General features: G+C 59.6%; 15 protein-coding genes and 1 pseudogene. 4 read left to right on the top strand and 12 right to left on the bottom strand.

What is annotated here, in order from left to right:
• The 4 genes and pseudogenes from PMI26_RS23355 to PMI26_RS23370 all read right to left on the bottom strand — a co-directional run.
• Positions 1-193, bottom strand: a pseudogene (locus PMI26_RS23355) (hypothetical protein); the annotation flags it as partial.
• Positions 194-212: 19 nt separating this feature from the next.
• Entirely contained in the window at positions 213-1928 is a 1716-nt protein-coding gene (locus PMI26_RS23360) for a proline--tRNA ligase (protein WP_007971657.1), read from the bottom strand.
• Between the two features lie 143 nt (positions 1929-2071).
• Positions 2072-3631 carry an AmpG family muropeptide MFS transporter gene (locus PMI26_RS23365; RefSeq protein WP_007971655.1) on the bottom strand — a complete coding sequence of 520 codons (1560 nt, stop codon included), beginning with the start codon at positions 3629-3631 and terminating at the stop codon, positions 2072-2074.
• Between the two features lie 44 nt (positions 3632-3675).
• The gene (locus tag PMI26_RS23370; protein ID WP_007971652.1) at positions 3676-4029 is read right to left on the bottom strand and encodes an MGMT family protein; all 354 of its coding nucleotides are present in this window, start codon (positions 4027-4029) and stop codon (positions 3676-3678) included.
• A 164-nt stretch (positions 4030-4193) separates the two neighbouring features.
• Between PMI26_RS23370 and PMI26_RS23375 the strand changes: the two genes are divergently transcribed.
• Positions 4194-5201 carry a DUF481 domain-containing protein gene (locus tag PMI26_RS23375; protein ID WP_007971651.1) on the top strand — a complete coding sequence of 336 codons (1008 nt, stop codon included), beginning with the start codon at positions 4194-4196 and terminating at the stop codon, positions 5199-5201.
• Positions 5202-5326: 125 nt separating this feature from the next.
• Here PMI26_RS23375 and PMI26_RS23380 read toward each other — a convergent pair whose 3' ends face one another.
• On the bottom strand, positions 5327-5536 hold the full coding sequence (locus PMI26_RS23380; protein WP_002554837.1) for a cold-shock protein: 210 nt from the start codon (positions 5534-5536) through the stop codon (positions 5327-5329).
• 353 nt (positions 5537-5889) lie between these two features.
• On the opposite strand from PMI26_RS23380, the gene dcd reads away from it, so the two are divergent.
• The 3 genes from dcd to PMI26_RS23390 all read left to right on the top strand — a co-directional run bounded on the left by dcd (position 5890) and on the right by PMI26_RS23390 (position 7402).
• Entirely contained in the window at positions 5890-6456 is a 567-nt protein-coding gene (dcd, locus tag PMI26_RS23385) for a dCTP deaminase (protein WP_007940589.1), read from the top strand.
• Positions 6457-6563: 107 nt separating this feature from the next.
• Positions 6564-6773, top strand: coding sequence for a hypothetical protein (locus PMI26_RS0129410; protein WP_033047523.1), 210 nt, complete (start codon positions 6564-6566; stop codon positions 6771-6773).
• Between the two features lie 248 nt (positions 6774-7021).
• Complete coding sequence (locus tag PMI26_RS23390) at positions 7022-7402, top strand: hypothetical protein (RefSeq protein WP_157222258.1); 381 nt, start codon at positions 7022-7024, stop codon at positions 7400-7402.
• A gap of 55 nt (positions 7403-7457) precedes the next feature.
• Here PMI26_RS23390 and PMI26_RS23395 read toward each other — a convergent pair whose 3' ends face one another.
• The 7 genes from PMI26_RS23395 to PMI26_RS23425 all read right to left on the bottom strand — a co-directional run bounded on the left by PMI26_RS23395 (position 7458) and on the right by PMI26_RS23425 (position 14582).
• Entirely contained in the window at positions 7458-8222 is a 765-nt protein-coding gene (locus PMI26_RS23395; protein WP_007971649.1) for an ABC transporter ATP-binding protein, read from the bottom strand.
• A 13-nt stretch (positions 8223-8235) separates the two neighbouring features.
• Entirely contained in the window at positions 8236-9354 is a 1119-nt protein-coding gene (locus PMI26_RS23400; protein WP_007971648.1) for a succinylglutamate desuccinylase/aspartoacylase family protein, read from the bottom strand.
• Positions 9355-9380: 26 nt separating this feature from the next.
• Positions 9381-10091, bottom strand: a complete 711-nt coding sequence (locus tag PMI26_RS23405; RefSeq protein WP_007971647.1) for an ABC transporter permease — start codon at positions 10089-10091, stop codon at positions 9381-9383.
• Positions 10088-10816, bottom strand: a complete 729-nt coding sequence (locus PMI26_RS23410; RefSeq protein WP_007971646.1) for an ABC transporter permease — start codon at positions 10814-10816, stop codon at positions 10088-10090. Before PMI26_RS23410 ends, PMI26_RS23405 begins: the two co-directional genes overlap by 4 nt.
• 56 nt (positions 10817-10872) lie before the next feature.
• The gene (locus tag PMI26_RS23415) at positions 10873-11655 is read right to left on the bottom strand and encodes a transporter substrate-binding domain-containing protein (protein WP_007971645.1); all 783 of its coding nucleotides are present in this window, start codon (positions 11653-11655) and stop codon (positions 10873-10875) included.
• A 225-nt stretch (positions 11656-11880) separates the two neighbouring features.
• Positions 11881-13551 (bottom strand): ATP-dependent DNA ligase, encoded by a 1671-nt coding sequence (locus PMI26_RS23420; protein WP_007971644.1) that lies wholly within the window; start codon positions 13549-13551, stop codon positions 11881-11883.
• Positions 13548-14582, bottom strand: coding sequence for a ligase-associated DNA damage response exonuclease (locus PMI26_RS23425; RefSeq protein ID WP_007971642.1), 1035 nt, complete (start codon positions 14580-14582; stop codon positions 13548-13550). Before PMI26_RS23425 ends, PMI26_RS23420 begins: the two co-directional genes overlap by 4 nt.
• Positions 14583-14784: the final 202 nt, after the last annotated feature.

Below are 14784 nucleotides of genomic sequence, written 5' to 3'. Positions count from 1 at the left end.
TTTCCCCCCGCCGTTGCGGCAGCTCAAGCACCTTGGGCTCACCGACATCGATCTGCAGGCTGTGATCGAGCAATTTGCGCTCGACCCGTTCCTCGTGCTCGCTGCGTTGTGACATGTGGTTGGCACAGCCGCTGACCAGCAGGGTGCCGCACAAGGCGGCACCGCCGAGGCCTAAGGTGTTTCGCTTGAACATGACGTCTCTATATCTGCTATCAGCGGCGGATGCGAGCCTGAAGGAAGGACAGCACGTCGGCGACCGGCAGCGCTTGTGCGTCGGCCTCGGTACGGCTCTTGTATTCCAGGTTGCCTTCGGCCAGGCCGCGGTCGCTGACCACGATCCGGTGTGGAATGCCGATCAGTTCCATGTCCGCGAACTTGATGCCCGGGCTGGTTTTCTTGTCACGGTCGTCCAGCAGCACTTCGAAGCCGGCAGCGGTCAGTTCCGCGTACAGCTTGTCGGTGGCTTCGCGAACCTGCTCGGTTTCGTAGCGCAGCGGCACCAGGGCAATCTGGAACGGCGCAAGCGTGTCGCTCCAGATGATCCCGTTTTCGTCGTTGTTCTGCTCGATGGCAGCCGCCACCACGCGGGACACGCCAATGCCGTAGCAGCCCATTTCCAGGGTGACCGGCTTGCCGTTCTCGCCCAGTACTTCGCACTTCATCGCTTTGCTGTACTTGTTGCCCAGCTGGAAGATATGCCCGACTTCGATGCCGCGCTTGATTTCCAGGGTGCCTTTGCCGTCCGGGCTCGGGTCACCGGCCACGACGTTGCGCAGGTCGGCAACGGTCGGAACAGGCAGGTCGCGCTCCCAGTTCACGCCGAAGTAGTGTTTGTCGTCGATGTTGGCACCGATGCCGAAGTCGCTCATCAGTTCGACCGAGCGGTCGATGATGATTGGCAGTGGCAGGTTCAGCGGGCCAAGGGAGCCGGCGCCGGCGCCAATGGCTTCGCGCAGTTCGTTTTCCGAGGCCATGACCAGAGGGCTGGCCACGCCTGGCTGGTTGGCGGCCTTGATTTCGTTCAGCTCATGGTCGCCACGGATGATCAGGGCGATCAGCTTGCCTTTTTCTTCGGCGTGCACCACGAGGGTCTTGATGGTTTTCTCGATCGGCAGGTTGAAGCCTTCGACCAGTTGCGCAATGGTCTTGGCGTTCGGGGTGTCGACCAGACGCAGTTGTTCGGTCGCAGCGGCGCGCGAGGTTTCCCGTGGCACGGCTTCGGCTTTCTCGATGTTCGCGGCGTAGTCGGAGCCGTTGCTGAAGACGATGTCGTCTTCGCCGGACTCGGCCAGCACGTGGAACTCGTGGGAGCCGGCACCGCCGATGGAGCCGTTGTCGGCTTCAACAGGGCGGAACTTCAGGCCCAGACGGGTGAACACGTTGCAGTAGGCCTGGTGCATGCGGTCGTAGGTGACCTGCAGCGAAGGCTGGTCAGCGTGGAACGAGTAGGCGTCCTTCATGATGAATTCGCGGCCGCGCATCAAGCCGAAGCGTGGGCGTATTTCGTCACGGAATTTGGTCTGGATCTGGTACAGGTTGATCGGCAGCTGCTTGTAGCTGCTCAACTCGTTGCGCATCAGATCGGTGATCACTTCTTCGTGGGTCGGGCCGGCGCAGAAGTCGCGGCCGTGGCGATCCTTGAAGCGCAGCAATTCAGGGCCGTACTCTTCCCAGCGCCCGGATTCCTGCCACAGCTCGGCCGGTTGCGTGCTCGGCATCAACACTTCGAGAGAGCCGGCGGCGTTCATTTCTTCACGAACGACGGCTTCGACCTTGCGCATTACCCGCAAGCCCATCGGCAGCCAGGTGTACAGGCCCGAGGCAAGTTTGCGGATCATGCCTGCGCGCAGCATCAGCTGGTGGCTGATCACGACCGCGTCGGAAGGCGTTTCTTTTTGTGTGGCGAGCAAAAATTGACTGGTGCGCATGGTTGGCCGTTATCGATTGCTGATGACGAGAAATGACGGAGCATTGTACGGGCGAGATCCGCTGGCGTACAGGCGTGCGGTCGATGGTGTGGCAGGAGGGCGCGATTCACTCGGCCCTCTGCGATTATTCCTGCGTAAAAAACCTACGATTCTTCGGCAACCGGGGTCTGGAGCGGTTCCGGGGTGGGTGTCGGACCTGCGCGGCGGTTCTCCTGGAACCAGTGCAGGGCGATCAGCAGCAGGGTCGGGACGCCCAGCAGGGCGGTAATCAGGAAGAAATCGTGATAACCGAACTTCTCCACCATGACCCCTGAGTAGCCGCCGATCAGGCGCGGCAGCAACAGCATGATCGAGCTGAGCAGGGCGTACTGGGTGGCGGAGAACTTGAGGTTGGTCAGGCTCGACAGATAGGCCACGAAGGCCGAGGTGGCCAGGCCTGAACTGAAGTTGTCCAGGGAGATGGTCAGTACCAGCATGTTCAGGTTGGGACCCATGTCGGCGAGCATCAGGAACAGGATGTTGGTCGCCGCGGATGCGAGGCCGCCGATGAACAGGATCGGCAGGATGCCGAAACGCACGATCAGCAGGCCGCCCATGCCGGCGCCGACCAGGGTCATGATCAGGCCGAAGATCTTGCTCACGCTGGCGATCTGGTCCTTGGTGAAGCCCTGGTCTATATAGAACACGTTGGCCATCACACCCATGACCGTATCGGACATTCGATAGGTGGCGATCAGGCCGAGCAACAGCAGCGCTTGCCAGCGGTATCGCAGGATGAAGTCGTTGACCGGCGTCAGCACCGGCGCCAGGCCGCGACGGCCCATGGCCGAAAGGCACAGGGCGGTCAGCGTGATGTAGAGGATGGCCCGCAGGAATGCGCGGTCTTCGAGCAGCAGGTCGAGCAGGCTCACGCCTTCGAACAGTACGCTGGCGAAGTCGGTGTTGTAGAGCTGGGTGAACATGGCAGGCACGGACACCAGCAAAATGATCAGCACGAACACCGAGGCCAGCTGATGCATGAAGCTGTAGCGCCCGGCCTGCAGTTGTGTGCGCAACGGCACGGGTGGTTCGCGCATGAACAGGGATGTCAGCAGTGCCGGGACCATCAGCGCGCCGAACAGGATGTAAGTGCCGGCCCAGGCCGAATGCTTGTAGTTGAAGCCGGTGGAGCCAAAGCCTTCGGCGAAATACAGCGCGCCTGCGGTCGCCAGCAGCGCAGCGACCCGGTAACCGGACATGTAGCTGGCGGCCAGGGCGGCCTGGCGATTGTCTTCGGCGATTTCCAGGCGATAGGCGTCTACTGCAATGTCTTGCGTCGCTGATGCGAAAGCGACGACCACGGCAATGGCGATCAGCCAGGACAGATGCTTTTGCGGGTCGCAGAAACCCATCCCGATCAGGCCCAGGATGACCAGTGCCTGGGACAATACGAGCCAGGATCGTCGTCGGCCGAGTTTGCCGAGCAATGGCAGTCGCCATTGGTCGAGCAAGGGCGACCAGACCCATTTGAAGGCATAGGCCAGGCCGATCAGGCTTGCATAGCCAATGGTTTCACGCGCCACGCCGGCTTCACGGAGCCAGACCGAAAGAGTCGAAAACACCAGCATGTAGGGCAGGCCGGCGGCGAAGCCAAGCAGCAACAGCACAAGTGTCGAGGGGCTGGCATAAGCGGCGAGCGCGGCGCGCCAGGTTTTACGGGGCATGGGCTGGAGTCTGCCTCAAGAAATACGGAAACAAAGCGCGCACTCTAACCGCTGTGCTCTACCGGACGCCAGCCATGGCGCTGAATATCAACACGATTATTCAGGACACTGATGCCCTCCATGCGTAATCGTGCGCGCTGCTCATCGCCTGAAGGGCTGCCGACCGGCAGGCTGATACGCCCGTTTGCGCCCAGAACACGATGCCAGGGTAGCTTGCTGTCGCTCGGCAATTGGCTGAGTGTGCGGCCTACCCAGCGAGCAGCGCGACCCAATCCTGCAAGCTCGGCCAACTGGCCGTAGCTGACGACTTTGCCCTCGGGAACTTGTGCCAGAGTCAGATACAGCGCCGTGCGTCGGATTTGCGCTGCGCTCTCGGGTTCATCGGTTGGATCGGTCACGTCCGTCAGTCCTGAAGAAGTCTGCTTTACCGTCTGTAGAGTAATTCCTGCACGGGCGCTTGAGAAATGAACTCAACAGAAATAGCTGGGTCAGTCCTTGTCAGGGCCTTATTCCTACGGATAATGCCGATTTTTTTTCGCAATCCCGAGCCCGTATTTTGCTTATGTTGTCCAGATCCCTGCTATGTCTCGCTGTCCTTGGCGCCTCCACTCCCTTGCTAGCCGATACCGTGTGGTTGAAGAACGGTGACAAGCTCAGTGGCAAGATCACGCTGTTCGATGGCGGCAAGCTGCTGATCCAGACGGAGTATGCCGGTGCGGTAACGATCGACTGGAAGCAGGTCAAGACCCTGGACAGTGATCAGGAGTTGCTGGTCAAGCAGGATGCCTACACGGGCGAGAAAGCCAAGTCGCTGAAAGCGGCGGACGCCGGCAAGGTCACGTTGGCCAATGGCGAGGCACCGAAGACGGTTGAACTGGCAAGCATTCAGCAGATTCTCAAGCCAAAACCGGTGGTCGAGGATCTGGTGTGGAAAGGCAATGTCGATGTCGCGCTGGATTATCAGCGGGCGGAAAACGACACCGATGACTACGACGTCGATTTCAAGACCACTGCGCGCCACGGTCGCTGGCGGCATACCGCCGAAGGCGAATACAACCGCGAGTTCCAGGACGACGTGGTGACCACGGACAACTGGCGGGCCGAGTACTCCATCGACCGGTTCCTGACCGAGCAATGGTTCTGGCAGGGGCGCCTGGTGTACAAGCGCGACAAGGTCGAAGACCTTTCCCGTCAACGCACCGTTGGTACGGGTCCTGGTTATCAGTTCTGGGATAACGAACTCGGAGCGTTCTCCCTGGGCTCGCTGGTCAACCGCACGGACTATGAGTTCGCCGATGGCAGCAAGGAAAATTTCTACGCCCTGGCCATGACGTGGGACTACAACCGCTACCTGATCGGCAAGCGTGTCGAGTTCTTCACCAATGGTGAGGTCGGCAAGCCGCTGTCGGGTGTGGCGGACTACGCACTCGATGCCGAGATGGGGTTGCGCTACAAGGTGACTGACTGGGCTTCGCTGAACCTGAAGGCGGAGCGGGACATCATCAGCGGTACCGACGATGCGGATCTGGACAAGACACGCTACACCGCAGGGTTTGGCGTGACCTGGTAAGACGCTAAAAGATCGCAGCCTGTAGGAGCTGCCGCAGGCTGCGATCTTTTTTACCTGTGAAAAACACACAGGCACAAAAAAGCCCCGCTGTTGAGGGCGGGGCTTTTTACTAAAGCAAGTACAAGTTAGATAACTTGAACTTCTTCAGCTTGCATGCCTTTCTGACCGCGGGTAGCGATGAAAGAAACCTGTTGGCCTTCTTTCAGGCTTTTGAAGCCGTCGGACTGGATAGCTTTGAAGTGAACGAACAGGTCGTCACCGGATTGTGGGGTGATGAAGCCGAAGCCTTTTTCATCGTTGAACCACTTAACGGTACCGGTTTGGCGATTAGACATGGTGTAACTCCTTGAACAAAGATAACTGCGACTCAGGAAGAACCCTGGCCGAGACTGAGTGCAAAGAGCAGGAAAAATTCTTGTAGATGGTTGGATCGAAATTCAACATATCGTGTAGAGATTCTCAGTGACACAAGCAGCACAGTGACGCCACCTTAACCCTTTTTCCGAGACGTGCCAATGCTTCTTGCGAAGGTTTCTCTGTTTTAAGGATCGGCGGTGTGACGGTTCGTCGCCAACGCGCGTAATTCCTGCCTGTTCGGCGAGAATTGCACCCCGGACTTTGAACCCGGCGGCGCGCCCGGTAAGATGCCGGACAGAATTTTTCGACCTCGCAATTCAGGACACCCGCCATGAGCATCAAATCGGACAAGTGGATTCGCCGCATGGCGCAGGAACACGGCATGATCGAGCCTTTCGTCGAGCGCCAGATGCGCGGCAGCGACGATAGCCGTGTGATCTCCTACGGCGTCTCGAGCTACGGCTACGACGTGCGTTGCACCAATCATTTCAAGGTGTTCACCAACATCAATTCGGCCATCGTCGACCCGAAAAACTTCGATGCCGGCAGCTTCGTCGATATCCACAGCGACGTGTGCATCATTCCGCCGAACTCCTTCGCCCTGGCCAGCACCGTCGAATATTTCCGCATTCCGCGCAATGTATTGACCATTTGCCTGGGTAAAAGCACCTACGCGCGCTGCGGCATCATCGTCAACGTCACGCCGCTCGAGCCTGAGTGGGAAGGTCACGTGACCCTGGAGTTCTCCAACACCACCAATCTGCCGGCGAAAATCTACGCCAACGAAGGCGTGGCACAGATGCTGTTCCTCGAGTCGGACGAAGAGTGTGAAGTGTCCTACAAGGACCGTGGCGGCAAGTATCAGGGCCAGCGTGGCGTGACCCTGCCGCGCACCTGAGTCAACCGTCCGACAAATGTCGGGAATTCCTGGGCGGGCGTACACTCTATGGAGTGTACTGTTCCGATCCGCGCAAGGCGGGTCGGGCCATCGCCCAGGAGTGCCGAATGAAGATCGATCCGCGAATCAGTGCCGAACTGGCAAGGCTTGAACCCAATCAGGTTGGCGTTCTGGCCTGGTCGTTATTGGCACATCCGCCCGTCAGCATGGCAGGGGGCATTCCCGGCCAGCCTGATCCTGATACCCCGAACGAACAGCCCAACGAGCCAGGTGAGCCAACCCTGCCGGATGAGCCGCCGCCTGCGCCTGTTGCCTGATTTTCGATGTCCGCCATTCATGGCCGGTGAACGGCGCTGGTTGTCTTCAGCAAGCAGGCCTGTGCCTGTTGTTGCCGTTCACGAGCCTGGCGTCTGAATCAACCTGCACATATTCGGAAGTAACTGTGTCTGTCGTCGAAACCAATCGACGGGTATGGCCGTGGTTCTATCTGTGAGGCGCGTGCCCTGTGGCCGTTGGCAAAGGGGGCGCGAGTCAGTTATGGACGAATATGAAAAGGAACATTCAGATGAGTACAAATCGATCGGGGCATATGAGTGCCGAGGTCATCACGACAGACGGCTCCACACAGTTTCGCGTAACGGATGGACTCAATTTTTATCCGACGTTGAATGCGCATTGCATTGAGGCGGATAACGGTCAGGGGGCAGCGTTTTTAGTGTACTTGCCGATAGGCATCCAGAGTGGCAGCTTCAGCTTGGAGCTCAGCGGGACAACTCCCAAGGTCATCCATGTGACCGGTAACTCGGAGGCTGAGCTTTATCCAGGAACGCTCGAGTTGACGGTGGGAGGTGACGCGGAGTTTGCCGGACGCTTCAGCGGGACGGACGCTAATGGTCTGCAAGTGAGTAATGGCAGTTTCAGGTTGGAAAACCAAGCGGGGGCATAACGGTTGATGGATGGTGGAAGCCGGGCAAGCCGGCTTCCACTCTTGCTGCCGGTGGTTATTTCAGGTTGCCACTGAGGAACTGCTTCAACCGCTCGCTTTTCGGGTTACCCAGCACGTCTTCCGGCGCGCCTTCTTCCTCCACCAGGCCCTGGTGCAGAAACAGCACCTGGCTCGACACTTTGCGGGCAAAGCTCATTTCGTGGGTCACCATGATCATGGTCCGGCCCTCTTCGGCCAGGCCCTGGATCACCTTGAGCACTTCGCCCACCAGTTCCGGGTCCAGCGCCGAGGTCGGTTCGTCGAACAGCATGACTTCCGGTTCCATGGCCAGTGCGCGTGCAATCGCCACCCGTTGTTGCTGGCCGCCGGATAGGAACGCCGGGTATTGGTCCGCCACACGGGAGGCCAGCCCTACCTTGTCGAGATAGCGCCGGGCGCGGTCCTCGGCTTCTTTCCTGTCGCAGCCCAGCACCCGGCGCGGCGCCATGGTGATGTTTTCCAGCACCGTCATGTGGCTCCACAGGTTGAAGTGCTGGAACACCATGGCCAGGCGTGTGCGAATCCGCTGCAGTTCCTCGGCATCGGCCACGTGCATGCCGTGGCGATCCTTGATCATGCGGATGTTCTGCCCGTCGAGGCTCATGGCGCCGTCGTTGGGTTGTTCCAGGAAGTTGATGCAACGCAGAAAGGTACTTTTACCCGAGCCGCTGGCGCCGATCAGGCTGATGACGTCGCCGGTCTTGGCCTTGAGCGAAACACCTTTGAGGACTTCATGGTCGCCATAGCTTTTATGCAGGCCTTCGATGGTCAATTTGTACATGGGGCGTGCATCCTCAAGGCGAAAGTAGATAGCCGCTGCGATAGGCTTCGGTGCCCGCGACGTGGGCGATCACCATGCCGGCAGTGGCCATGCGACGCAGCGAGCGGGCGTACATCAGCCCGGCGGCGCAGCAGTGGACGGGAGTGACGCGATCATTGATCGGATCAATGACCTCGGCGATCAGTTGCCCGGCTTCCAGGTATTGCCCCGGCAGCGCGATGAACACCAGCAGCCCGCCGGCAGGCGTGGCCACTGGCTCTACACCGGCCAGCGGTGTCGCCGGATAGGGCAGGTCGGGCAGGGGCGCAGGTTCACCGGCGATTGCACCGAAATGGATCAGGTAGTCGATCAGCGCCTGGCAATCGCGGCTCGCCAGCGGGTGGTTGACATCGCCCTGACCGCGCAATTCGACGGTCACCGAAAAACTGCCCGGTGGAATGTCGAAGTGTTCGCCGAAGCGCTCTTTCAACTGCCACCACAGCAGGGTAAAGCATTCATCGAACGACTGACCGCCAGAGTCCGTCGCCAGCAGGCTGGCTTCGGCGCCGATGTAACGGGCCAGCGGCTCGACCTGCGGCCAGGCATCCGGGGTGGTGTACAGATGCGCGACCGCTTCGAAGTCGCAATGCAGGTCGAGCACCATGTCGGCGTCACAGGCCAGTCGTTGCAGGGTCAGGCGCTGGGATTGCAGTTGGGTATCGGCAGACTGCCGGGCCAGCGCTTCGCGCAGGCTGCTGCGGATCAGTTGCTGGTTGCGCTGCGGATCGTCACCGAGCTTGCCCTCGATCGCGTTGCCGACTTCTTCACTGAGGTCGACGAACCAGCGGTTGAAGTTCTGGCCGCTTTCCAGCTCGTAGCGGCCCAGCGGCACATCCATCAGCACCTGTTCCAGGCCCACCGGGTTGGCGATGGGCACGAGCACGATTTCGCTGCGCAGGCGACCGGCGGCTTCCAGCTCTGCCAGGCGTTGCTTGAGGTGCCAGGCCACCAGCATGCCGGGCATTTCGTCCGCGTGCAGGGAGGCCTGGATGTAGATCTTGCCGTTGGCCGGTTGTGGGCCGAAGTGAAAACTGTGGATCTGTCGTGCGGTCCCCGGCAGCGGGGCCAGCAGGTCATGTTTCTGGTGGCGCATCTGTTGTTCCTGAAGCAGGTTGAGACCTAGTGGGTCGGCCCGAGGAAGGCCAGCCATCGGCGTTCGGCAAGGCGGAACAGGCCGACCAGCGCAAAAGTGACGGTCAGGTAGATCAGCGCGGCGATGCCGAACGACTGGAAGGTCAGGAAGGTTGCCGAGTTGGCGTCCCGTGCGACTTTCAGGATGTCCGGGATGGTCGCGGTGAAGGCCACGGTGGTCGAGTGCAGCATCAGAATCACTTCGTTGCTGTAGTACGGCAACGAGCGACGCAGGGCCGACGGCATGATCACGTAGGCATACAGCTTCCAGCCTGTCAGGCCGTAAGCCTTGGCCGCTTCCACTTCACCATGGGCCATGCTGCGGATTGCCCCGGCGAAAATCTCCGTGGTGTAGGCGCAGGTGTTCAGGGCGAAGGCCAGGATCGTGCAGTTCATCGCATCGCGAAAGAATGCGTCCAGTACTGGCTGGGCCCGAATGGCGGCCAGGCTGTAGATCCCGGTGTAACAGATCAGCAACTGGATATAGAGCGGCGTGCCACGGAACAGGTAGGTATAGAACTGCACCGGCCAACGGATGTAGAAGTGCGGCGATACACGGGCGATGGACAGCGGGATCGACACGAGAAAACCGAAGAAGATCGACGCGCTGAGCAGCCACATGGTCATGGCCAGGCCGGTGATGTTGTTGCCGTCGCTATAGAGGAAGGGTTTCCAGTATTCCTGCAGAAGTTCGATCATCGTACGGCCTCCCGGGTACCGGCGGAGTAACGACGCTCAAGCCAGCGCAAAATGAAGTTGGACGCGCTGGTGATCACCAGGTAGATCAATGCGGCAAGCACCAGGAAGTAAAACAGCTGATAGGTGCTTTTACCGGCGTCCTGGGCAGCCTTGACCAGGTCGGCAAGGCCGATGATCGACACCAGGGCGGTGGCCTTGAGCATCACCATCCAGTTGTTGCCGATCCCCGGCAGGGCATAACGCATCATCTGCGGAAACACCACGATCCAGAAACGCTGGCCGCGCTTGAGGCCATAGGCGGTGGCCGCTTCGACCTGGCCCCGCGGGACGGCGAGGATCGCACCACGGAAGGTTTCGGTGAAATACGCCCCGTAGATGAAGCCCAGGGTGATGACCCCGGCACTGAACGGGTTGATCTCGATGTATTCCCATTCCATGTAATCGGTAAAGGAGGTCAGCCAGGTTTGCAGGCTGTAGAAGATCAACAGCATCAGGACCAGGTCCGGAACGCCGCGAATGAGGGTGGTGTAGAGCTGGGCAGGCACGCGCATCAGTTTGACTTTTGACAGCTTGGCGCTGGCCCCGAGCAGCCCGAGCAACACGGCCACCAACAGCGACAACGCCGACAACTTGATCGTCATCCAGGTGCCTTGCATCAGCAGCGGACCGAAGCCCTTGAGGCTGAAGGCAGAGAGCCCCAGATTTTCTAATAGGTTTTCGAACATAAATCAGCAACCTGATCGGATGAAAAAAGCGCCCATCGCGAGATGGGCGCCGGGCATTATTTGCCGCTGTACAGATTCAGATCGCCAAAGTGTTTCTTCTGAATGGTGGCGTAGGTGCCATCATCGTGTAACGCTTTGATACCTTTATCCAAAAGTGCTTTCAGCTCGGTGTTACCTTTCTTAATGCCGATGGCTGTCTTGGCTGGCAGCAAAGCGTTGTCGACCGGCTTGCTGACGTCGTAGTCGGCGCCCTGTGGCGACTTCAGGAAGCCCAGTTCGGCTTGCAGCATGTCCTGGATCCCTGCATCGAGACGACCGGAAGTCAAATCGGCGTAGACCTGATCCTGGTTGGCGTAGGCCTGGGTTTTCACGCCGGCCTTGTCCAGAACGGCTTTGGCATAGGCTTCCTGAATGGTGCCTTGTTCGTAGCCGACGGTCTTGCCCTTGAGCGAGGCGACGTCTTCAGTCACGCCAGAACCTTTCTTGAACACGTAGGCGGTTGGGCCGGAGAACAGCTCGCTGGAGAAGTCGATGACTTTTTCACGGGCTTCGGTAACGGTCATCGACGAGATCACGCCGTCGAATTTGTTGGCTTTGAGGCCAGGGATCATGCCATCGAAGTCACTTTCGACCCACTTGCACTTGACCTTCAGTTCAGCGCAGATCGCGTTCCCCAGATCGATGTCGAAGCCTACCAGGCTGCCATCGGCCGCTTTTGACTCGAACGGTGCGTAGGAAGGGTCAACGCCGAAACGCAGTTCTTTGTATTCTTTCGCCATGGCGGAGCCAGCAGCCATGCACAATGCCAGTGCAGAAAGGGTCAGCAATGCTTTTTTCATTATTCAATCCCTAAAACCAATATGAGCGCTCGTGGCGCAGAATTATTGTTACTGGAAAGCGTAAGACCTGTTGAAAGTAGCAATTTCCGAACCAGAGTGCCGAACAAGCGTTTTAAAAGGTGTCTGGAAATAGCCGGAGACAGATTTATGCACGAAAACGGGCGCAGGGAAATGGCCGCACCAGTTCGACTCAAAAAGAAAAATATTTGAGGAGGGATAGAGGGGTTAGCTGAGCAGATTTTGCAGGGTCGTCAAACTGTCGGCTTCGTCGACCGGCTTATCCTTGCGCCAACGCAACATACGCGGAAAGCGCACGGCAATGCCACTCTTGTGGCGACGGGAGAGGGCGATTCCCTCAAAGCCCAATTCAAACACCAGGCTGGGCTGGACGCTGCTCACTGGGCCGAATTTTTCCACAGTGGTCTTGCGCACGATGCTGTCGACCTGGCGGATTTCGTCATCGCTGAGCCCTGAGTAAGCTTTGGCAATCGGCACCAGGGTGCGTTCACTGGCCTCTGGCGGGCCGTCCCAGACGGCGAACGTATAGTCGCTGTAGAGACTGGCCCGACGCCCTTGCCCCCGTTGCGCATAGATCAGCACGGCATCAACGCTGAACGGGTCGACTTTCCATTTCCACCATACGCCCATGTCCCTGGTCCGGCCGACGCCGTACAGGGTATCGCGCGGCTTGAGCATCAGGCCTTCGACACCGAGGGCGCGGGATGCCTCGCGCTGGCGGGCGAGGTCGAGCCAGGTGTCGCCGGTCAACAAAGGCGAGAGGCGCAACCGTGGGTTGGCGCAGTCACTGGCAACCCGTTCCAGTTGTGCACGACGCTCGGCCTGAGGTCGGTTGCGCCAGTCTTCTCCCTGCCATTCGAGCAAATCGAAGGCGAGCAGCACTACCGGCACTTCATCGAGGATTTTCCTGTCAAGGGTCTTGCGACCGATTCGTTGTTGCAGGAGGGCGAAAGGTTGCACTGCGGGTTCAAAAGCCTTTTCGGCGCCGGTTGGCGCAGACTTCCAGGCGACGATCTCGCCGTCGATCACTGTCCCGTCGGGAAGGCCCGGAATCAAACTGTCCAGTTCAGGGAAGCGTTCGGTGACCAACTCTTCACCCCGCGACCAGATCCACAGTCGCCCGCTGCGCTTGATCACCTGGGCGCGAATGCCATCCCATTTCCATTCCACCTGCCAGTGCCGTGCAGGACCGAGCAACACTTCGAATTGTTCCACGGGCGACGACAAGGCATGGGCGAGAAAAAACGGGTAGGGCTGGCCGCCACGCTGGGCATGCTCATCCGGGGATTCGGCGGCGATCAGTTTCAGGTAGCTGGCGGCGCTGGGACGGTGGGCCTGATCGGTGTAGCCCACCAACCGCTGCGCCACGCGTTTGCTGTCGAGACCGGCCATGGCTGCCAGGGCGCGGGTGACCAGTAATTTGGACACCCCGACGCGAAAGCTGCCGGTGATCAGTTTGATGCAGACCATCAGGCTTACCCGATCCAGTTGCGCCCACAGCTGCGGTAGCCTTTGCGCGAGGGATTGCGGTGTTTCGCCGCGCAGTGGCAGCAGCTTGTCCTCCACCCACGTGGCCAGCCCGTCGGTTGAACGGTGCGGCGCTTGCGGCAAGACCAGCGAAATGGTTTCCGCGAGGTCACCGACGGCCTGGTAACTCTCTTCGAACAGCCATTGCGGCAAACCGGAAAGCGCCACCGCGAGCTCGCGCAGTACCCGCACAGGTACCAATTGCCGGGGACGTCCTCCCGACAGAAAGTACACCGCCCATGCGGCATCTTCCGGTGCAGCCTCGGCGAAGTAGTTTTGCATCGCCGCCAGTTTCGCATTGTTCGATGTCGAGGCGTCGAGCCTGGCATACAGCTCAGCGAATGCTTTCATGGCAGCACCTCGGCGAGTTCGGCCTCGGCGAGGGCGGGGTCTTCTTCGTCTTCACCGTATCGGGTATCGAACGCCATGGCATCAAGCCCCTGCTCGCGCAGATAGCGTACCAGTGCGCCGCTCGATCCATGGGTCACCATGACTCGTTCGGCACCGGTCTGTTCGATGGCCCACAGCAAACCTGGCCAGTCGGCGTGGTCGGACAGGACGAAACCTCGGTCTACACCGAGCCGCCGACGTGTTCCGCGCAAACGCATCCAGCCACTGGCGAAACCATCGCTGTAATCGACAAAGCGACGCATCCAGCTGCTGTTCGCCGCCGAAGGTGGCACGAGCACCAGCGCCTTGCGCATCATCGGGTCGCTCTTTTTGATGTCGGCGGCATCAATCGTGGGCGGTAAATGAACCCCCGCTTCGCGGTAGATCCGGTTGATGGGTTGCACGGCGCCATGCACGAGAATGGGGCCCAGTCGTGCGTCGATGCCATGGAGAATGCGCTGGGCCTTGCCGAGAGAATGACAGAACAGCACGCTGGTTTTTTCGACAGCCGCGTTGGCTTGCCACCATTGATTGATCTCGGCAAACACCTGTAGCTGAGGTTGCCAGCGGTAGATCGGCAGGCCAAAGGTCGACTCGGTGATGAAGGTGTCGCAGCGTACCGGTTCAAACGCTGCACAAGTGCCGTCGGGCTCGGTCTTGTAGTCCCCGGAGGCCACCCAGACTTCTCCACCGTATTCCAGTCGTACCTGTGCCGAGCCGAGTACGTGGCCGGCGGGATGAAAACTGAGGAACACGCCGTGATGCAGCAGGCGTTCGCCGTAGCGCAGGGTTTGCAGGTTGATGTCCTGGCCCAGTCGCACGCGCAAAATGGCCTCGCCGGGCGCTGCCGCCAGGTAGTGCAGATTGCCGGCGCGAGCATGGTCACCGTGGGCGTGGGTAATCACGGCACGTTCGACCGGTCGCCACGGATCGATATAGAAGTCGCCGGCGGGGCAGTACAAACCTTCGGGACGCGAGATAACAAGGTCCATGGCGTTGCCAGAGTGAGAGGACTTGTTAGTTATGAGGTTGGCGCGGGGCGAGAAGTTCTATCGGGCTTATGGGCGGATGAAATACGAGTGTGGGAGCGGGCTTGCTCGCGAAGACGATTGAACAATCAACACTTTTTTTGAATGTTCAATCGCCTTCGTCGGAACGCCGCCCGGAGCAAGCCCGCTCCCACAGGGATCAGCG

The sequence above is a fragment of the Pseudomonas sp. GM33 genome, assembly GCF_000282295.1.
Classification (GTDB): domain Bacteria; phylum Pseudomonadota; class Gammaproteobacteria; order Pseudomonadales; family Pseudomonadaceae; genus Aquipseudomonas; species Aquipseudomonas laurylsulfatiphila.
The sequence above is the reverse complement of the archived record's forward strand: the minus strand, read 5'-3'. Positions and strand labels throughout refer to the sequence as shown.